The organism is Spirosoma aerophilum, assembly GCF_054782495.1.
On sequence record NZ_BAAGSJ010000004.1, the window covers coordinates 596,719 to 615,309 of the forward strand.

20 protein-coding genes are annotated in these 18,591 nt (G+C 49.6%); 8 read left to right on the plus strand and 12 right to left on the minus strand.

Annotation, left to right across the window (positions count from 1 at the left end; all coding sequences use genetic code 11):
- Nucleotides 1-62 precede the first annotated feature (62 nt).
- The gene (locus ACYVK4_RS04220) at nucleotides 63-644 is read right to left on the minus strand and encodes a LemA family protein (RefSeq protein WP_461126238.1); all 582 of its coding nucleotides are present in this window, start codon (nucleotides 642-644) and stop codon (nucleotides 63-65) included.
- Nucleotides 645-792: 148 nt separating this feature from the next.
- Between ACYVK4_RS04220 and ACYVK4_RS04225 the strand changes: the two genes are divergently transcribed.
- Nucleotides 793-1,581, plus strand: a complete 789-nt coding sequence (locus ACYVK4_RS04225; RefSeq protein ID WP_461126239.1) for an SDR family oxidoreductase — start codon at nucleotides 793-795, stop codon at nucleotides 1,579-1,581.
- Nucleotides 1,582-1,686: 105 nt separating this feature from the next.
- Here the strand turns inward: ACYVK4_RS04225 and ACYVK4_RS04230 are convergent, their stop codons facing one another.
- The 6 genes from ACYVK4_RS04230 to galE all read right to left on the minus strand — a co-directional run bounded on the left by ACYVK4_RS04230 (nucleotide 1,687) and on the right by galE (nucleotide 8,025).
- Nucleotides 1,687-2,346, minus strand: a complete 660-nt coding sequence (locus ACYVK4_RS04230) for a response regulator transcription factor (protein WP_461126240.1) — start codon at nucleotides 2,344-2,346, stop codon at nucleotides 1,687-1,689.
- A 64-nt stretch (nucleotides 2,347-2,410) separates the two neighbouring features.
- Nucleotides 2,411-3,223 carry a sensor histidine kinase gene (locus ACYVK4_RS04235; RefSeq protein ID WP_461126656.1) on the minus strand — a complete coding sequence of 271 codons (813 nt, stop codon included), beginning with the start codon at nucleotides 3,221-3,223 and terminating at the stop codon, nucleotides 2,411-2,413.
- Between the two features lie 786 nt (nucleotides 3,224-4,009).
- Entirely contained in the window at nucleotides 4,010-4,426 is a 417-nt protein-coding gene (locus ACYVK4_RS04240; protein ID WP_461126241.1) for a hypothetical protein, read from the minus strand.
- Nucleotides 4,427-4,875: 449 nt separating this feature from the next.
- Nucleotides 4,876-5,736, minus strand: coding sequence for a glucose-1-phosphate thymidylyltransferase RfbA (gene rfbA, locus ACYVK4_RS04245; protein ID WP_461126242.1), 861 nt, complete (start codon nucleotides 5,734-5,736; stop codon nucleotides 4,876-4,878).
- A 119-nt stretch (nucleotides 5,737-5,855) separates the two neighbouring features.
- Nucleotides 5,856-6,914, minus strand: a complete 1,059-nt coding sequence (gene rfbB / locus ACYVK4_RS04250; protein ID WP_461126243.1) for a dTDP-glucose 4,6-dehydratase — start codon at nucleotides 6,912-6,914, stop codon at nucleotides 5,856-5,858.
- A gap of 73 nt (nucleotides 6,915-6,987) precedes the next feature.
- Nucleotides 6,988-8,025, minus strand: coding sequence for a UDP-glucose 4-epimerase GalE (galE, locus tag ACYVK4_RS04255; RefSeq protein WP_461126244.1), 1,038 nt, complete (start codon nucleotides 8,023-8,025; stop codon nucleotides 6,988-6,990).
- Nucleotides 8,026-8,154: 129 nt separating this feature from the next.
- Here galE and ACYVK4_RS04260 point away from each other — a divergent pair, with 129 nt between their 5' ends.
- Nucleotides 8,155-9,030, plus strand: a complete 876-nt coding sequence (locus tag ACYVK4_RS04260) for a transglutaminase-like domain-containing protein (RefSeq protein WP_461126245.1) — start codon at nucleotides 8,155-8,157, stop codon at nucleotides 9,028-9,030.
- A gap of 82 nt (nucleotides 9,031-9,112) precedes the next feature.
- Here the strand turns inward: ACYVK4_RS04260 and ACYVK4_RS04265 are convergent, their stop codons facing one another.
- A complete protein-coding gene (locus ACYVK4_RS04265; RefSeq protein WP_461126246.1) occupies nucleotides 9,113-9,781 on the minus strand; it encodes a 4'-phosphopantetheinyl transferase family protein in 669 nt (222 codons plus the stop codon).
- A 33-nt stretch (nucleotides 9,782-9,814) separates the two neighbouring features.
- Between ACYVK4_RS04265 and ACYVK4_RS04270 the strand changes: the two genes are divergently transcribed.
- The 3 genes from ACYVK4_RS04270 (at nucleotide 9,815) to folB (ending at nucleotide 12,199) form a co-directional block, all read left to right on the plus strand.
- Nucleotides 9,815-10,714, plus strand: coding sequence for a WD40 repeat domain-containing protein (locus tag ACYVK4_RS04270; protein WP_461126247.1), 900 nt, complete (start codon nucleotides 9,815-9,817; stop codon nucleotides 10,712-10,714).
- Between the two features lie 143 nt (nucleotides 10,715-10,857).
- On the plus strand, nucleotides 10,858-11,766 hold the full coding sequence (locus ACYVK4_RS04275) for a DivIVA domain-containing protein (protein ID WP_461126248.1): 909 nt from the start codon (nucleotides 10,858-10,860) through the stop codon (nucleotides 11,764-11,766).
- 82 nt (nucleotides 11,767-11,848) lie between these two features.
- Nucleotides 11,849-12,199 carry a dihydroneopterin aldolase gene (gene folB / locus ACYVK4_RS04280; RefSeq protein ID WP_461126249.1) on the plus strand — a complete coding sequence of 117 codons (351 nt, stop codon included), beginning with the start codon at nucleotides 11,849-11,851 and terminating at the stop codon, nucleotides 12,197-12,199.
- Nucleotides 12,200-12,288: 89 nt separating this feature from the next.
- Here the strand turns inward: folB and ytxJ are convergent, their stop codons facing one another.
- Both ytxJ and ACYVK4_RS04290 read right to left on the minus strand, forming a co-directional pair.
- Complete coding sequence (gene ytxJ / locus ACYVK4_RS04285; RefSeq protein WP_461126250.1) at nucleotides 12,289-12,618, minus strand: bacillithiol system redox-active protein YtxJ; 330 nt, start codon at nucleotides 12,616-12,618, stop codon at nucleotides 12,289-12,291.
- A 54-nt stretch (nucleotides 12,619-12,672) separates the two neighbouring features.
- On the minus strand, nucleotides 12,673-12,981 hold the full coding sequence (locus tag ACYVK4_RS04290; RefSeq protein ID WP_461126251.1) for a phosphoribosylpyrophosphate synthetase: 309 nt from the start codon (nucleotides 12,979-12,981) through the stop codon (nucleotides 12,673-12,675).
- Nucleotides 12,982-13,041: 60 nt separating this feature from the next.
- Between ACYVK4_RS04290 and ACYVK4_RS04295 the strand changes: the two genes are divergently transcribed.
- Together ACYVK4_RS04295 and rsgA are read left to right on the plus strand one after the other, a co-directional pair.
- Nucleotides 13,042-14,286 carry a 3-deoxy-D-manno-octulosonic acid transferase gene (locus ACYVK4_RS04295; protein ID WP_461126252.1) on the plus strand — a complete coding sequence of 415 codons (1,245 nt, stop codon included), beginning with the start codon at nucleotides 13,042-13,044 and terminating at the stop codon, nucleotides 14,284-14,286.
- A 74-nt stretch (nucleotides 14,287-14,360) separates the two neighbouring features.
- A complete protein-coding gene (rsgA, locus tag ACYVK4_RS04300) occupies nucleotides 14,361-15,287 on the plus strand; it encodes a ribosome small subunit-dependent GTPase A (RefSeq protein ID WP_461126253.1) in 927 nt (308 codons plus the stop codon).
- 94 nt (nucleotides 15,288-15,381) lie between these two features.
- Here the strand turns inward: rsgA and ACYVK4_RS04305 are convergent, their stop codons facing one another.
- Nucleotides 15,382-16,758, minus strand: a complete 1,377-nt coding sequence (locus ACYVK4_RS04305; protein ID WP_461126254.1) for a cystathionine beta-synthase — start codon at nucleotides 16,756-16,758, stop codon at nucleotides 15,382-15,384.
- Between the two features lie 253 nt (nucleotides 16,759-17,011).
- Between ACYVK4_RS04305 and ACYVK4_RS04310 the strand changes: the two genes are divergently transcribed.
- Complete coding sequence (locus ACYVK4_RS04310) at nucleotides 17,012-17,419, plus strand: hypothetical protein (protein WP_461126255.1); 408 nt, start codon at nucleotides 17,012-17,014, stop codon at nucleotides 17,417-17,419.
- A gap of 193 nt (nucleotides 17,420-17,612) precedes the next feature.
- On the opposite strand, the gene ACYVK4_RS04315 is transcribed toward ACYVK4_RS04310, so the two are convergent.
- The gene (locus tag ACYVK4_RS04315) at nucleotides 17,613-18,551 is read right to left on the minus strand and encodes an NAD(P)-dependent alcohol dehydrogenase (RefSeq protein WP_461126256.1); all 939 of its coding nucleotides are present in this window, start codon (nucleotides 18,549-18,551) and stop codon (nucleotides 17,613-17,615) included.
- Nucleotides 18,552-18,591 lie beyond the last annotated feature (40 nt).

Below are 18,591 nucleotides of genomic sequence, written 5' to 3' on the forward strand. Positions count from 1 at the left end.
AAGCGGTATAGACAGGCAATTCTGCTTGTCTCGCCTGATCGACTCACGTCACTAATCCCTACTTAAAATTGTACCGTTGGGGCGCTCTGAGCGGCTTGCGAAGCTTCGAAGAAGCCTTTTACAGGGAACCCGAAAATACCGGCAAATATGTTGTTGGGAAACGACCGCACCGATTGGTTATATGTCTTTACGGCTCCGTTGAAGTCGTTACGAGACACGGCAATTCGGTTTTCCGTGCCTTCCAGCTGAGCCTGCAACTCCAGAAAGTTCTGGTTTGCTTTCAGGTTAGGATAGCTTTCGGCAACGGCCAGCAATCGGGACAACGAACCACTTACCTGATCCTGAGCCGCCTGAAACTTCTGAACGTTCTCGGGTGTCAGCTGATCGGCCGTGAATTTTACCTGAGTAGCACTGGCGCGTGCCTGAATAACGGCGGTCAACGTACTCTTCTCGAAGTTAGCCGCTCCCTGAACTGTCCGAACAAGGTTTGGGATTAAATCGGCACGACGCTGGTATTGCGTCTGCACCTGCGCCCATTTTTCCTGAACGGTCGTATCGCTTTGTACTAACCCATTATAAGAGCTACAGCCGTACATACCCAGGATCAGGGCGAGAACCACCACGATAATTAATGTCTTTGACATGGTCTGTTGAAATGCAAATGATTGATATTGGATACAAAGTTGATCAAAACTACTACTTTGTAAACGTAAAACTACGCCAGTGGTTTTTTTACCTATTTTGCTATGGGTTTGTATTGATGATCGGTATGAACATACGCCATCTTTTCGCATGAATCTTACATTAACACAAAAAACTGCCCTCGTTTGCGGGAGTACCCAAGGCATTGGCCGCGCTGCCGCCATTGAACTGGCTCTTTTGGGCGCTAACATCATTCTGATGGCCCGTAAGGAAGAAAGCCTGAAAGCCATGCTGGCTGAACTGGATACGACGCAGGGACAAACGCACCGCTATCTCGTGGCTGACTTCAGCCAGCCGGGTGCGGTTGTGGAAGCTATCTCTCAGCATTTAGCCCAATTCCCGGAGTTGCATATTCTGGTCAATAATACCGGCGGCCCCGCTGGTGGGCCGTTGATTGACGCAAAAGCAAATGAATTTGTCCAGACATTTCATAATCATCTGCTCAACAACCAGGCCTTGGTGCAAGCCGTTTTCCCGGCTATGAAACAGGCTGGTTATGGACGGATCGTGAATGTCATCTCGACTTCAGTGAAGCAGCCTATTGTGGGGCTTGGCGTGTCGAACACCATTCGCGGAGCCGTTGCCCAGTGGGCCAAGACGCTGTCCTTGGAGATTGCTCAATTTGGTATCACGGTAAACAACGTGCTGCCGGGTTACACCAAAACCGCCCGTCTGGAGTCGGTATTGGCCATGCGGTCGAAGTCATCGGGACAAACAGAGGACGAAACGGCCCGCCAGATGGAGTCAGAAATTCCGACCGGCCGCTTCGTTACGGCCGAAGAAGTGGGGGCTGCTATCGCTTTCCTGTGCACGCCCGTAGCCGCTTCGATTAATGGCATCAATCTACCGGTAGATGGCGGAAAGACGGGGAGCCTGTAGGTGACAGGAAATAGCCAACTTCAGTTTTAGTAAACCAACGAACAACCAATAGCTTACCACAGATAACGACCTGTTTTAAGCGGAAACAGCCTTGTTTAGGATTAACTAAACAAGGCTGTTTTTGAACGCGTAGGCGACCATACCTGCCGTGTTTTTGGTGCCGGTTTTTTCGAGGATGCGCAAGCGGTGACCTTCGACGGTACGCGGGCTGAGGAATATTTTTTCGCTGATTTCCAGGGTTGAAAGCCCTTCGCAGATGAGCATGAGCACTTCTTTTTCGCGTTCGGAAAGCAGAATCTTGCTGTTATAGAAGGCATTGATTGGCTTGGCAACGTTCGTTTTGTTCGTCATTTTGCGAAGCATTGCCTTCGATACGAACTCGTTGAGGTAAACGCCTTCGTCCATCACTTTTCGAACGGCCTTTTCGACCTCACCCGCTTCGGCATCTTTCAGGAGATACCCACTCACGCCTTTTTCGAGCAGGTGCAGCACCATGCGATCTTCGTCGTGCATGGTCAGCACCACAATTTTAATGAGTGGGTAATTCTCGCGCAGGTAATCGGCGGTGGCGGTGCCATCCATAACGGGCATCTGCAGGTCGAGCAGGACCACGTCGGGCAATTTCCGGGCTATTTTATCAATGAGTTCCTGCCCGTTTCCAGCTTCCAAAACCAGTTCAAAATCGTGAATCTGACCGAGTATGGTAGACATACCCACCCGGAAAAGGGTGTGGTCATCGCAGAGGGCTAGTTTAATTTTTCTCATCGAGAGGAAGGAGTTAAGAATCGATACTGCATTAGTCGGAGGAAGCAACCATTCAGCAAACAAATTAACTCAATAAATCAACAGGTTGCGCGTCGAGCAATTGAACCTGTATATGAATCTGCGATCCCCGCCCGGGCGCCACATCGAATGTTACATGTCCATTGACGACACTCAACCGGCTTTCAATATTTCGCAAACCCAGGCCACCCTGTTTGTTCTCCGTTACCCTGTCGAAATCAAAGCCGACGCCATCATCAATCACCGACAAGCGGGCCTCGTGTTCAACACTGTACACCTGGATGGTGATTCGTTTGGCGCGAGCGTGCCGAATAGCATTGTCGACCAATTCCTGCGCAATGCGGTAGAGCATCAATTCCAGCGCAGGCGAAAATGGAACTACCGATTCGGGATAAATCAATTCGACTTCAATATCATCATCGGTAGCACGGTCGGCGAGCTCTTCCAGGGCGGCCAGCAGGCCAAACCGTTCGAGGGTTGTAGGCACCAGGTTCCGGCTGATTCGCCGGACATTGGTCATGGTCTCATCGATCATGGAGCGGGTTTTCTGAAACAGGAAACTCGTCTGCATGTCGCCCCCAACCTGCCGCTCCAGTTGATTGAGACTCATCTTGGTCACCGACAGCATCGTTCCGATACCATCGTGCATATCTTCAGCCAGCCGCTTTCGTTCTTCTTCCTGCCCTCGGAAGGTGGCCGCCATAAGGTCACGCCGATGCTGAGCCTGCAATTCCTTGTAGGCCAGTTGTTGTTTTGCCTGTTTCTGCTGGTAATAGGCGACGAAGATGATAATGAACACAGCCATTATCAACAACACAGCCGTACCAATGGCAATTACAAACCCGGAATCCATCGACATGGTCGCTATAAACAGAAAGCGGAATTGAGTAAAGTTCCAGACTTTACTCATGAATGTCAACCTACCTAATTAACAATTGAGCGAATGGTAATTTAACTAACTGAAAAACATAAGGTTATAATACATTTACCTGGTCGTACTTGCTCAGCCAGATACCAATTGAGGCAAGCAGGCAAAATAAGATATAAAAAATAAGATTTGTATCCCAGTACTGTTGAAAGATGTCAGGTTTAGCTTTACTTGACAGTACTTTATCACTTAAGAGGAAGATAAAAAACGTGCCACAAAAATATAGTAGAAGGCCACTATTTACCCAAAACATGGAATAAGCCAGTATATTTCGTATCGTAAGTTCGGAAAGTACCCGCTCGAAGAATGTCATCGTAACAACGATTCCATATACTCTAACGATGGTAAAATTACCAATTGAGAAGTCTTTCTGCGTGTAGAAATAAATATTACTAACGAATGAAATTAATAAGCCCCACAATATAATTTTCCTGTATGTTTTTGAGCGAATTTTTGAATTACTGTAGAAAATTAACGCTATAAAGACAATCTCAAAAAAGGAGAATAAATTATAAAGAAAGAGATTGTTTTCTCGAGTGGAAGCAAGAATATTTGAATATATATCTCTAAAAAAGAATAATATAAACAGAATGACTAGAAATCTTATTTCATACTGAAACGTTCGAATGCGAAATAACCCTATTAGTATGGGTAATAGGGTTATTAATTCTGCTATTGAGACTATAGGATACTCTTGATAATCGGTAAAGTAACGGTTCATTGTGCTTCTGTATTACCACAATCCTGAGGACATGGTCTACCTTCTCCTAATGCATTCATACCTCCAGTAGCTCCCGGCATATCTTTCATACCTGCCTTGTCTACATGGATAGGCATATCCCGGCCTCTTTCATCGACACCCGTTAAGAGAACGCGCGGCTTCAGCTGGCCTTTACCCGGTTCGGCAGGTTTGCCATCAGCATCTTCCCACCGTTTGGCATGGTGGATACGTAATCCTATGCAGCCGGGTTGGTCGAGTAAGTACTGAACCTGGTTGATACCGAAAAATTCGGAACGAACATATTCATCTTTCGAAAGGCCAACCTCCAGCTTACGTTCCTGGTAGGCGCCTGTCATAGCTTTGGTTTCGTGCGGGTCGAGGATGCGCCCGGCGTCTTTGGTAAACACGCTCATAAAAGTAATTTAGAAATTTACGTAAGGTTGTGCTGGATGGATAAAATCGGAAAGCGCATCTAAATTAGCGGGTCTATGTTTGCATGACAACTTTACTTTATCATACGTAAATTAGTTAAGTAATTGACATAAAGCGTTTTATGCCAAATAAAATACTTATCAATACGTAGTTCTACGTAGTAAACTACGGACTTTTGCCTGTTTATACTCAGCGGCTTAAAATCGGTGTTTATGCGCTGAAACAGTCGCCTGACCATAGTCTACCTTTGTCTTATTCAATCTATTCACACAGCTCGTCTGTCCACACAATAGATTCAGTTTAGTAACGACACTTTTCTCATAGGTTAGGTCAACAAAAAACGCCGGAGCAACTTGCTTCGGCGTTTTTTCATATAGATGATTGAGCGTCGGCTCCCGGTCAATTGCTGGCATCGGGAGCCCTGCCTCAACTATTTCAACAGATTCAGCAGGTAGGCCCCGTAACCGCTTTTAACGAGTGGTTTGGCAATGGTAGCCAGTTGCTCCCCATCGATGAACTTCATGCGATAGGCAATCTCCTCCGGACAACCGATTTTCAGGCCCTGCCGCTCTTCAATGACATGCACGAACTGGCCGGCCTGCATCAGCGATTCGAACGTACCTGTATCGAGCCAGGCGGTTCCGCGGTCGAGCACACCGACTTTGAGCTTGCCCTGTTCCAGATATACGCGATTAATGTCCGTAATTTCCAGTTCTCCTCTTACTGAAGGTTTTATGTTCTTGGCAATATTAACAACGTCGTTATCGTAGAAATACAGGCCCGGAACAGCGTAATTTGACTTGGGCTCTTCCGGCTTTTCCTCGATGGACAACACGTTGAAATCATTATCGAACTCCACAACGCCATACCGTTCGGGGTCGTGCACCTGATAGGCATACACTACGCCACCATCCGGGTCGTTGTTGGCCTGGAGCAGCTTCGACAGACCGGAGCCGTAGAAGATGTTATCACCCAGCACCAGCGCCACTTTATCGTCGCCAATAAACTCTTCGCCAATAATAAAGGCCTGCGCCAGACCATCGGGGCTGGGTTGTACGGCATAACTGAACCGACATCCCAGGCGTTCGCCATCGCCCAGTAGTTTTTCGAAATGCGGCAAATCGTGGGGAGTCGATATGATGAGAATCTCCCGGATACCCGCCAGCATCAGAATAGACAGCGGGTAATAAATCATTGGTTTGTCATACACCGGCATCAACTGCTTCGATACAGCCAATGTAAGCGGATGCAGACGTGTGCCGGAGCCTCCGGCCAGTATTATTCCTTTCATTTGTTTAATGAGTGAATGAGCGAAAGAGTGCAAGAGCGAAAGAGCAACCAGCGGATCAATTTTTTGCTCCGCACCAGGGCCCGGTTTCGCTCTTCTGCTCTTTCACTCTTTCGCCTTTATTAACGATTTGCGTACATACCCTGGTAATAACTCTGATAAGCGCCCGAGGTAACGTTATCCATCCATTCCTGATTCGCCAGGAACCAGTCGACGGTTTTTTCGAGGCCTTCTGCAAACTGAAGGGATGGCTGCCAGCCCAGTTCGTTCATGATTTTATGCGCATCGATGGCGTAACGAAGATCATGCCCGGCCCGGTCGGTCACGTAGGTGATCAATTGAGCCGAGGTGCCCTCCGGCCGTCCCAGTTTACGGTCCATGATGCCGCACAGCAGGTTCACGATGTCGATGTTCTTCCACTCGTTGAAGCCACCAATGTTATAGGTTTCGCCCTCTTTGCCTTTGTGGAACACTGCGTCGATCGCCCGGGCGTGGTCAACGACAAACAGCCAGTCGCGAACGTTCTCCCCTTTGCCATATACCGGCAGTGGTTTGTTGGTCTGAATATTATGAATCATCAGCGGAATTAGTTTCTCCGGAAAATGATTCGGACCGTAGTTGTTGGAGCAGTTCGACAACACAACGGGTAGCTTATACGTATTGCCATACGCCCGCACAAAGTGGTCTGAAGCGGCTTTCGATGCCGAATAAGGCGATTGCGGGTCGTAGGGAGTTTCTTCGGTAAAGAAATCCTCGGGGTTGTGCAGGGAACCGTACACTTCGTCGGTCGACACGTGGTAGAAGCGCTTGCCTTCGAAACCGCCGGTAGACGCCCAACTATTTTTAGCCGCATTGAGCAGGTTCACGGTACCGACTACATTGGTCATTACGAAGGACATAGGATCGGTAATCGACCGGTCTACGTGCGATTCGGCAGCCAGGTGAATAACGCCGTCCAGCGACAGTTCAGCGAACATATCCTCCAGAAATTTGGCGTCGGTAATATCCCCTTTGATAAATGTATAATTGGGCGCGTGCTCAATGTCTGACAGGTTGGCCAGATTACCGGCATACGTCAGCGCATCGAGATTATAGATTTGATATTCAGGATATTTGGTAACGAATAATCGAACAACATGCGAGCCGATAAAGCCAGCTCCGCCCGTGATTAGAAGTTTCATTGTATATGTATCTAGTTATAGATGTTTTGTACGGCCCTATGATCAGACTGCATAGTTACGTTATAAAACGATATTATTTTGCACTTAACTTCTGTTGCCACTGCCACGCATCGCGCAGTGACTCAGCCAATGTCCGTTGTGCCGACCAGTTGAGCACCTTATTGGCCTTACTAACATCGGCGTACACCTGCTCAACATCACCGGGGCGACGGGGGCCAATGCTGTAGTTCACCTTAACGCCGGTTGCCTCTTCAAACGTTTTAATCACGTTCAAAACGGTTTCACCCCGTCCGGTACCAATGTTGATGACATCGTAGGAACAGGCATCGTCAGCCTCGATTAGTTTTGTGAGTGCCTGCACGTGCGCATCGGCCAGATCCACCACATCGATATAGTCGCGAACACAGGTCCCATCGGGGGTATTATAATCGTCGCCATACACGGTCAGGCTGGCACGGATACCGGCGGCTGTCTGCGTAATGAACGGCACCAGATTGGCCGGAACGCCCAGGGGTAATTCGCCAATTTCGGCGGAAGGATGTGCCCCAATCGGATTAAAATACCGAAGCGCCAGTGCCTTTACGGGTATCTGCGCCCGAACGGCATCCCGAATAATGTCTTCGCCAATTGATTTTGTATTGCCATAAGGCGACTGAGCCGGTAGCCGGGGCGTCTCTTCCGTTACGGGTAAATGTTCGGGCTGGCCGTATACGGTACACGAAGAGGAGAACACGAAATTCTTGACCGAATGCTGCGGCATCAACTCCAGCAGCAGCATGAGCGGATCCAGGTTATTCCGGTAATACTTCAACGGATTTGCCACCGATTCGCCAACGGCTTTGTTAGCCGCAAAATGGATAACGCCAACGGGAGATTCTTTTGTGAAGATATCGTTCATCGCTCCGGCGTCGTTACAATTTACCGGATAACAGGTTACGTCGCGGCCCAAAATGGCTCTCAACCCGTCGATGGCTGAGCGTTCGGAGTTGGAAAAATCATCGATGATGACCGGCTCAAAACCGGCGTTAACCAACGAAACAACCGTGTGGGAACCAATGAATCCTGCGCCACCGGTAACCAGAATTTTTTGAGAATTGCCTGAGTGAGTCAAACCGTTTTTTATAAAATTTTTGTTGCTATTTTAGCATAGCAACTCCTAGAGCAACACAAAAGTAGTATATTCAGTAGGTTTCAAAAACAGTTTTTATCCTAGGGTCTTCTTCAAAAGCGACACAAACTAATGAACGACAACGAATTGAAAGCCCTTATCTCGCTTCTGGACGACGAAGACCGGGAAGTTGTTGAACACGTCGAACAGCAAATACGGCAAATGGGAGGTCAAATGATTCCCTTTCTGGAGTCGGAGTGGGAAGCGAGTTTTAACCCTGCCCTGCAAAAACGTATTGAGGAGATCATTCATGACCTCCAATACGAATCCGTTCTGGATCGCATGCGCGACTGGAAAAACGGGGGAGCCATGGATCTTCTGGAGGGTCTTTGGATTGTTGCCACCTATCAATACCCCGACCTGTCGCTTGAGCGGCTGAAACAGGATGTCGAACAGTTATATTATGATGTCTGGGTCGATTTCAAGGCCGACATGCACCCCGACGAGCAGATCAAGGCGATGAACAGCGCGTTTTTCTCCAAACTGAAATTTGCGCCCAACACCAAGCACTTTCATTCACCCGCCAACTCGATGATCAATCAGGTGCTCGAATCCCGTCGTGGCAACCCGATTACACTTTGCGTCCTGTACATGCTGATCGCCAAGCGGCTCAACCTGCCGGTATATGGTGTAAACCTGCCCAACCTCTTCGTGCTGACCTACAAAAACAGCAGCGGGGTTCAGTTCTATATCAATGTGTTTAACCGCGGGCTGGTTTTCACTACGAAAGACATCGATCAGTATATCGACCAACTGAACATTAAACGGCTGGACACGTTCTATCAGCCTTGCACAAACGCCGATATAGTCCGCCGGGTGCTGCGAAATCTGACGCTGGCCTTCGAGAAAAACGGCGATAGCGAGCGCGTTCGCGAAGTTGAGCAAATCCTTAATGCCGTTCGGGACGATGGCGACGGCCTCCCCCTTTCTGACTACACACAGCGCTAACGTACCCACTTGTACCCAGGGGATTTATCCCGTGTTTTTTTTATTTACCAGGTAAAATCACGGGATGAATCCCCTGGGTACATTAATAGGCCACTGCCAGCAACCCCGGCCCGGCCTGAAAACAACGAATAATCAGCTGCTCCTGATGATTGGGTAGACGGACATGGCCTGTTAACTGGTCGGCCCCGTCAGCGAAAGGCTCAATCAGCAAATGCTCCCGAAAGGTGAGCTGCCGCTTTCCGTACAGCTTATACAAAGCTTCCTTGGCACACCAGTAAACTGCCAGTCGGTTGGGGTCACCGGCTGCGTGGGCCAGCTCACTCTCCGACAATACGCGCGGCACAACCCGCCGGAACTGCTCCCGGATGGGCTCAATATCGATACCTACCGGGCGAGACCGATGGAGTACGGCTGCCGCCCATCCATTGGTATGCGACAACGATACATACCAGGGCGAGTCGATAAGATGCGGTTTTCCATATTCATCTTTTTGCAAACCCCGGTAATCGACGCCTTGTGCTTCGACCAACTGCCGAATAGCCGCCCGGCAAGCCAGCCATTCGATCCGCTGCGAGGGGTGTGTGATGGCGGCTAAATCTTCCTGTTCGGATGGTGTCAGCAATAGTCCGGCCTGTAATGTCGGCTCATCTTCGGTGATGGCCCGAAGCAGCGCAATACAGTCGCTGGATATATCTAGTTGAAAAGTCACCATCAAAAATCGGAAGTCGTTCGAGAAAAAGAAAGGATTCACGACCTTTGATCATCAACTTGTCTTAATGAAGTAGTGCTGGTAGAAAAAATAGATACGTTCGGCGGGCACCGCGACCCGGTGTATGCGCTGGAACGAGGCCCTCTGGCCGAACAGTTTTTTTCGGCGGGGGGCGATGGTCAGGTCGTTCAATGGCATCTTAACCGGCCCGATCTGGGCGAGCTGATTGCCAAAGTGCCTACGTCCATATACGCCCTGGCCCTGCACCCGGCCAGCGGACTTTTATGGGTAGGCCAGAATTATGAAGGTGTTCACCTGATCGACCCGCTCCGAAAACAGGAAACGGCTTCGCTGAAGCTGACATCAGCGGCCATTTTTGACATTAAATTCCACAAGACAGACGCGTTTCTGGCGCTTTCAGATGGTGTTGTCGCCGTGGTTTCCACCAACCCACTTGTGGTCCGGAAACACCTGAAGGCATCCGACCAGTCGGCGCGCTGTATCGCCGTCAATCCCGTTGAGCGCGAGCTGGCGGTAGGCTACAGCGATAATGTTGTGCGTATTTTCGATTTAACAACGTTTGACATCAAGCAGGTAATTCCGGCGCATAGCAATTCGGTATTCACCCTTGCCTACTCGCCCGACTTTCAGCACCTGATCACGGCTGGCCGCGATGCTCATTTGAAAGTGTGGGACGTTGAACAGGACTATGCCCTGCAGCATGATGTTGTGGCGCATATGTTTGCCATCAATCATCTTTCCTTCAACCCATCGGGTAGTCTGATGGCTACCGCCAGCATGGATAAGTCCATTAAAATCTGGGACGCCGATAGCTACAAGTTAGTGAAGGTCGTGGATCGGGCGAGACATGCCGGGCATGGCACATCGGTCAATAAAGTATTATGGACCGACTACAATGAATTTCTTCTTTCGGCCAGCGACGACCGCACCATTTCGGTATGGAAATTGACATGATACATAGAGATAAACGACTCAATACAGATAGCTTAAATAGGATTCGGCTATTTTTCAGGCTATTTTTTGTAAAATAGGTATTAAGGCCGTTAATTCACCTTTATCTGGCTATTCAGTAACTCATTAAAACCCTTGGCGCACCAATGAAAATTACGCCCATCGAAATCCGGCAACACACGTTTGACAAAGGGTTGCGCGGCTACAAAACGGAAGATGTCGATGCATTTCTGGTTTCACTATCTCAGGAATGGGAACGTTTGACCAATGAACATAAAATGTTGAAGATGCAGCTTGAGATAGCTGAGAAAGAACTGGGCAAGCTGAAGGAGGTAGAGATGACGCTGTTTCGTACCCTAAAAACGGCTGAGGACACAAGCGCTCAAATTACCGACCAGGCGAATAAAGCGGGCGAAAAATACGTTGATGAAGCCCGGCAGAAAGCTGACGACATGCTGGCCGACGCCCGAAAAAAGTCGGCCTTGATGGTGCAGGATGCCGAAAACCAGGCCCGGTACTTAAAGGATAACATCCTCAATGACCTTAAATCGCTGGAACACGATTTTAAGGCGCTGGAAAGCTACAAGGAAAACCTGGCCGTTCAGATTCGTACCCTCGCCAACAATGCCGTTGACAGCGTGGATCGCTTCGAAAAGAAGTTTAACCGGCAGAACCTGAAAGGTAAACTCGACGACGTAACAGCACAACTCAAAGAAGAAGTGAAGCAACCGGAAGGCGAAGCAGAAGTGCTGCCCACCGACACGGCCATCACCGCTGACGCTGTAGCCGAACTGCCGCCGTTGACCGAACGGGAAGCATCTATTCAGGAAGCTATTCCAGTGGATGAATCGGTTGTCGAAAAACTTGACGAAGTTCTTCAACACGATCATCAGGAAACGGCTCCCGTTACGGCCGATAACGACGTGGTTGTTGAAGACAAAACACCCGAACCGGTATTGGCCGAGGTGAATACCCCTGAACGAGAACCCGCCCCCGCCGAATCGACGGAAGAGGTGACTACTAAGAAAACAGGTTCATTTTTCGACCAGATATAAGCACTAGAGAAACGTGTCAGCCCGATAAAAACCCACACAAGAAGAAGGTTTTTATCGGGCTGACACGTCTTCATACCACGTTATGGGAACAATTGCCTTAGAAGGATTAGAGTTTTTTTCGTACCACGGCTTTTACGACGAGGAGCAGAAAATCGGCAATAAGTATTCGGTCGATATTGTGGTAACCGCCGATTTTTCGGAAGCTGCCCGGCGAGACCGGCTCAGTGCCACAGTCAATTACGAGGATTTATACCGCATTACGGCCGGTGTTATGAAACAGCCCGCCCGACTGCTCGAACACATTGCTCACCAGATCATTCAGGAAATCAGATCGACTTACGCTGAACTCGACGCCGTGGAGGTGAGCGTGTCCAAATTTAACCCACCCATCGGGGGCGTCTGCCACCGGGCGAAGATAACTTTAAAGGAGTAGTCAGGAGCGAGGAGTTAGATGTGAGGAGGGCTGACGCATGTATTGCTTTTGCGTCAGCCCTCCTCACATCTAACTCCTAATACCGTCCTTTAAACTGCCTGCTGAATGCCGGCAAACGAGATGGCCATGTGCGATGCGTCATACACGCAGGCACCGTTGCGAATCAATAACACCTGGGGCGACTCGTGTTCAACGCCAAATAAGTGTTCAATTTTATTGGAAATAGGCCGATTGGCTAATAAGTCGAGATAATACGGCTTCACACCAAGCTGGTCATTCCAGTTGCGTTCCATCCGGCTAAGCGCCATAGCACTTATTGAACAAGTTGTGCTGTGTTTGAAGATCAACACAGGCTGCTTTGCTGACTCTTCTTTGATCGTATCTAATTGAGTGTCACTCGTTATCTTATTCCAGTTCATTGTACCGACATACATTCTGTTGACGTAAAATCATTTTTACTTATGAAAAGTTCGTCAATTTTCCGGTGTATATCGTAGTTTTTCAGCCATTTCTGTTGTGATCGCTTCGGCATAAGTCCCGTACGCATCAACTAATGTCCCTTTGTTACCATTCCGGGCTTCAATAGCATACAAAACCATCTCGTCGCCCGGATCAGTTGTCCCTTCAAAGCGATAAACCTCGACGACGTCGAAGTCGGCCGGCCGTAATTCAATATTGTCAGGCTGGCAGTGCAGGTGGTCGGGTTTAAGGTTATAGTCCTGCGTAAATCCCTGGGCTCGCAAGCCTTCCAGGGCTTCGGTAAGTGTATCGTATGCGTGCATGAGCGGTGGTTTATCAAATGAGTTCGTAGTTTTGCTAACTATAACCAACCATCGCATCGCTTGTTTTCGGGTATCTATAACACCGGCATTCTTGCTTTTCAATCCCTATTGCGATTAGTAGCTCCTTTCAACCCAAAAGCAAGACTCTGGGTGGATGGCCGTCGCGGTTGGGCAGTGGCCCTGCGGCAGCGCCTTACCGCCAACACAAGCCCTATTGCCTGGTTCCACGCGGCTTCGCTGGGTGAATTTGAGCAAGGCCGACCGGTAATTGAAGCCTTCCGGGCAGCCTATCCCGATTATAAGATTCTGTTGACGTTCTTCTCTCCCTCCGGTTATGAAGTTCGGAAAGACTACGATGGTGCCGATTACATCGCCTATTTACCCGCCGACACACCCGCCAATGCCCGGCAGTTTGTTGACATCGTGAAACCCCGGATTGCCTTTTTCATCAAGTACGAGTTTTGGTACAACTATCTGCGCGAGTTAAAAACAGCGGGGGTTCCGGTCATTTCCTTCTCGGCCATTTTCCGCCCGAATCAGCTCTTTTTTAAACCCTGGGGGCAGTTTTACCGAAATATGCTTCGCTACTTCGATCATATTCTGGTGCAGAATCAGGAATCCGTCGACTTGTTAAAGGGAATTGGCCTGACCAGCGTGACCCTAGGTGGCGATACGCGTTTCGACCGGGTATCACAGGTGGTAGTCACCAAAAAGGTGATTCCTGTGGCCGAAGCGTTTAAGGCCAATGACCCGTTGCTGGTTATCGGTAGTGCCTGGCCCGATGATATGGCTGTCCTAATCCCGTTCCTCAACTCGTTTAACAAGCCACTGAAAGTCATTATCGCCCCGCATGAGATTCATGATGAAGAAATTGAACGCTGGCAGAAGCAACTGACAAAGTCGTCGGTACGGTTTTCGATAGCCCATACAGATACTGTCGGCTCCTTCGACATACTGTTTATCGATAACATCGGCATGCTCTCGTCGCTCTATCAATACGGTGAGTTCGCTTACATTGGGGGGGCCTTTAAGCAGGGGTTACATAACATTCTGGAAGCTGCTACTTTTGGTATGCCCCTCTTTTTTGGACCGGAATTCGAAAAGTATCAGGAAGCCATTGATCTCGTGCAGGAAGGGGTCGCTTTCCCAATTCATAACGCAGAAGAATTAGCAACATCGTTCATAAAACAGTACGAGAACCCCCGGCTGTCAGCTCAAATAAGCCGGGATTATGTGCAGCGGAACATTGGCGCAACGGCGAAGGTTATGGAAGTTGTACGGCAATTAAAGAGCGATCTGCCATAATGCAACGGGCGTTCATGCCACTCACTCTTTCACTCTTTCACTCTTTCGCTTTTCACCCTTTCACTCTTTAAAAATTGCAACAAGGCTTAGTCATACGTTCAACCGGCTCCTGGTACGAGATTCGTAACGCAGACGGACATATTTTTCAGGGTCGGCTGAAAGGAAAGTTCAAACTGAAAGACCTCAAGGTCACTAACCCAATTGCCGTAGGCGACCGGGTTGTATTTGACGTGGAAGATGAAGCTGAGAACACGGCTATCATCACCGACATTTCGCCCCGCGACAATTACATTATCCGGCAATCTGTCCATAAAACGGCCCACGGTCATATTCTGGCGGCCAACCTCGACCAGGCGGTGCTGCTGGCTACGCTGGCCATGCCCCGAACGTCGGCAGGATTCATCGACCGGTTTCTGGTCTCCGCCGAATCGTTCCGTATTCCGACAACCATCGTTTTCAACAAAATCGACATCCTGAACGACGAAGGGCTGGAATTTCAGCAGGAAATCATCGACTTATACGAGCGCATTGGCTACAATTGCCTGTCGACCTCAGCTACCGAGGGCGTGGGCGTGGAAGCCTTCCGGGCGTTACTCGACCAGAAAGTAACACTAGTGGCCGGACACTCGGGCGTGGGAAAATCATCCCTCGTGAACGCCATTGCGCCGGGCCTCAATCTGCGCACGAACGAAGTATCGTCCTTTGCCAACAAGGGTGTTCACACGACCACCTTCGCCGAGATGTTTGAACTGGCCCCAAATACGTTCATTATCGATACGCCCGGTATTAAAGAACTAGGGTTGATGGACACCTCGAAAACAGAAATAGGCCACTACTTTCCCGAAATGCGCGACCGACTGAACCAATGTCGTTTCAACAACTGCCTGCACATCAACGAGCCCGGCTGCGCCATTAAAGAAGCCGTCGCTGAAGAAGAAATAGCCGAAAGCCGCTACATGAGCTATTTGAGTATGGTAGAAGGCGGGGATAACAGGCGGTAAAAGGGATAAAGGAGGAGGGGGACGAGAGGGAAAATGGTTAGGGGACAATCCCTTTCCTCCCTCTCGTCCCCCTCCTCCTTTATCCCTTTCTCCCCTAATTCGTCATTGCCGCCAGCAAGTCGGCTTGCGTGATGATATGCACCTGTTCCCGCTCGTCGCGTACCAGTAACGCTTTGTTGTCTCGGTCAATGAGCGATGAAAGGGCGTCGATGGTATTATCCAGTCCCACGAACTTGAAGGGCTTATCCATCAACTCGCTAACCGGGTGATCTTTCACCGCCGGATCGTCGATAAGTCGATTCAGGACAGTGGAGTCAGTGAGGCTACCGACAATGTATCCATTTTCGTCCGTTACCGGAATCTGCGAAATGCCGTAGCGGTTCAGAACCTGAATGGCCTGACTTACGGAAACGCCAACGCCAATGGTCGTTAGTTGCGACTGGCCCGTCTTATGCTGAACAATATCCCGGGCGGTTTTGAAAGCGCGGTCTTCCAGAAAGCCGTGGTCTTTCATCCAGGTATCGTTGTAAATTTTGGCGAGGTAACGCGTGCCGTGATCGGGCAGCAGAATCACCATTACATCGTCGTCGGTAAGGTGGGTTTTGGCCCATTCCAGCGCGCCATGCACAGCAGTACCGCACGACCAGCCTACGAACAGGCCTTCTTCGCGCGCTAACCGACGAGTCATAATGGCCGCATCTTTGTCGGTTACCTTCTCGAAGTAGTCGATCACGCTAAAATCAACGTTCTGCGGAAGAATATCTTCGCCGATGCCTTCGGTCAGGTATGGGTAAATTTCGCCTTCGTCGAACTGGCCGGTTTCTTTGTATTTCTTGAATACAGAACCGTACGTATCCAGTCCCAGCGAAACGATGCCTGGGTTTTGTTCTTTCAGGAATTTCGACGTACCGCAGATGGTGCCGCCCGTACCGACGCCAGCAGCAAAGTGCGTGATTTTGCCGTCAGTATCCCGCCATATTTCGGGCCCCGTGGTTTCGTAGTGCGCGGCCGTGTTAGCGGGGTTATCGTACTGGTTTGGATAGAGCGAATTAGGTATATCGCGGTTCAGCTTTTTAGCGACAGAGTAATACGAACGTGGATCGTCGGGAGCCACATTGGTGGGGCAAACGACAACTTCAGCGCCCACCGCCCGCAGAATGTCGATCTTCTCCTGCGATTGTTTATCGGCCATCGTAAAAATGCATTTGTAGCCTTTGCCGATAGCCGCCAGCGCCAGACCCATACCCGTATTGCCGCTGGTGCCTTCAATAATGGTGCCGCCGGGTTTGAGAACGCCCCGCGCTTCGGCATCTTCAATCATGCGTACAGCGATACGATCTTTCACCGAGTTGCCGGGGTTGAAATACTCGACCTTCGCCAGTATCGTCCCCCGATTTCCTTTCGTGACTTTATTGAGCTTCACCAATGGCGTATTACCAATGGTATCGATGATGGATTTGTAGTAGTTCATGTTGGTGAAGGGCCACGCTGGCCGACTTATGTTCGTTCTGTGGTTTATCACTAAACGCCGGAAGCCCATCGTTCGTTTGACCACTCCCTAACGTTGCGGCTGCTCCTCCCCTTTCTGCACAGTTCGTTACCCGTTTTTACCAGTTCAGCCTGCCTTTCCGATTGTTCACTCAACCGCCTATTCATGAGCGGTTTAAAGCGCCATACCTTTGACCTGTTCTTCTTTTAAAACCAACAACAAATACAAAAACATCATGAAAACGTTAGCTCAATCATTACTGACTGCGTTGCTTCTAAGCACCGCCACTCTTGCCTCAGCAGCAACCACACACCCAACCACAACAGCCAACCCAACCGTTACAACGAACTCGTACAAAGCCGCTGTTTTCCCATCGGCCATTCCATCCAAACTCAACGTATACGTTGAACGGGCACCCGGTCAGACGATGACGGTATCGTTTAAAGCATCAGACGGGAGAATCCTGGGCGCACAGTCGGTCGGCAAAAAACAGGGCAATTTCCACTTTCAGTTCGACCTCTCGGATCTGAAAGATGGGGCTTACACGGTCGAGATTGTGTCGGGCAGCGATGTGTCCGAGCATCCCGTTACGCTGAGCACCACGCCTTTGCAATCGGTCAGCCGCACCATTACGCTGAACTAATGTCAACGGTACATACCAACAGAACGGCACCACGTCATAAGATCGTGGTGCCGTTCTGTTTACAAGAGTATGACCAAAGCTGTAGAGTCCGTTATGCGTTCATTGACGTTCGCGAGGCTGCGGATTTCCATATCGTTGGTTGATACTGTTATCCAATACAAACCTGCCTGGATTTCACTTCTTCAACGGTTTCTTACAGTTCAATCACTGTTTTACCAATGTTACTTCCCTTTTCGGTGTATTGGTAAGCAGCGATTACATCGGCCAGGGGAAAGGTTTTCGTTACCTCAATCTGAAGCCCTTTTCCGATAGCCTCAAGCATAAAATTCGCGCTCGCCGGGCCGGGGCTCGATAAAAGCATTTTGTCTTTCTTACCCGTTACAAGATTCGTCAATGTCGTCGTTACAATGTCGACCGGTTGAGGCACCGGATTAATAAACACCGCGTGTTCTTTCATCAGAGGTTTGGCGTCATGGAAAGGCAGTTTCGCGGACAGGTCGAAAATTATGTCGAACTGCGTAGTCAACTCCCGAACGTCCTGTTTTGTGTAATCCACTACCCGATCGGCTCCCCATTTCTGCACAAACGGCAGACCAGCGGGACCAGCGACTGCCGTAACAACAGCGCCCGCCTGTTTGGCCAGTTGAATTGCTACCATGCCCATACCGCCCGATGCACCGTTCAGCAGCACCTCCGAGCCTTCTTTGATGTGTCCCAGCTCGACCAGTGCCGTGTACGCTCCCGAACCGACTACCATAATCGACGCGGCCTGAGCAAAACTGATCGACGATGGTTTGTGCCAGACAGATTTAGCCGGGACGGCAATATATTCTGCCAGAGCGCCCCCTTTCATGGTGTCGACCGCCCCAAATACGTCATCGCCTACCGAAAAGCCCGTTACAGCTGCACCTACCGCCGTCACCACACCGGCAAAGTCTACACCAACTCCTTTGGGGAATTTGGTACCTGACATCAACTTCATTTCACCCCGGCGAATTTTGCCGTCCAATGGATTGATCGAAACCGCTTTAACGTTTACCAGCACGTCGTGTGTACCAGGCGTGGGCATGGGGGCTTCGGTGATTTGCAGCACATCGGTGCCGCCGAATTTATGATAGACTACCGTTTTCATTGCCTTGTTTGTTTATATGTCTTTTGGCCTATGGCGGTAG

Bases quoted from the DNA above. Each gene is read 5' to 3' on its own strand.
- ACYVK4_RS04225 (WP_461126239.1), top strand. From the start codon at position 793: ATGAATCTTACATTAACACAAAAAACTGCCCTCGTTTGCGGGAGTACC.
- ACYVK4_RS04305 (WP_461126254.1), bottom strand. From the start codon at position 16,758: ATGAACTACTACAAATCCATCATCGATACCATTGGTAATACGCCATTG.
- ytxJ (WP_461126250.1), bottom strand. From the start codon at position 12,618: ATGAACTGGAATAAGATAACGAGTGACACTCAATTAGATACGATCAAA.
- ACYVK4_RS04290 (WP_461126251.1), bottom strand. From the start codon at position 12,981: ATGCACGCATACGATACACTTACCGAAGCCCTGGAAGGCTTGCGAGCC.
- ACYVK4_RS04310 (WP_461126255.1), top strand. From the start codon at position 17,012: ATGAAAACGTTAGCTCAATCATTACTGACTGCGTTGCTTCTAAGCACC.
- ACYVK4_RS04235 (WP_461126656.1), bottom strand. From the start codon at position 3,223: ATGTCGATGGATTCCGGGTTTGTAATTGCCATTGGTACGGCTGTGTTG.
- ACYVK4_RS04220 (WP_461126238.1), bottom strand. From the start codon at position 644: ATGTCAAAGACATTAATTATCGTGGTGGTTCTCGCCCTGATCCTGGGT.
- ACYVK4_RS04260 (WP_461126245.1), top strand. From the start codon at position 8,155: ATGAACGACAACGAATTGAAAGCCCTTATCTCGCTTCTGGACGACGAA.
- folB (WP_461126249.1), top strand. From the start codon at position 11,849: ATGGGAACAATTGCCTTAGAAGGATTAGAGTTTTTTTCGTACCACGGC.
- rfbA (WP_461126242.1), bottom strand. From the start codon at position 5,736: ATGAAAGGAATAATACTGGCCGGAGGCTCCGGCACACGTCTGCATCCG.
- ACYVK4_RS04240 (WP_461126241.1), bottom strand. From the start codon at position 4,426: ATGAGCGTGTTTACCAAAGACGCCGGGCGCATCCTCGACCCGCACGAA.
- rfbB (WP_461126243.1), bottom strand. From the start codon at position 6,914: ATGAAACTTCTAATCACGGGCGGAGCTGGCTTTATCGGCTCGCATGTT.
- ACYVK4_RS04315 (WP_461126256.1), bottom strand. From the start codon at position 18,551: ATGAAAACGGTAGTCTATCATAAATTCGGCGGCACCGATGTGCTGCAA.
- ACYVK4_RS04275 (WP_461126248.1), top strand. From the start codon at position 10,858: ATGAAAATTACGCCCATCGAAATCCGGCAACACACGTTTGACAAAGGG.
- ACYVK4_RS04230 (WP_461126240.1), bottom strand. From the start codon at position 2,346: ATGAGAAAAATTAAACTAGCCCTCTGCGATGACCACACCCTTTTCCGG.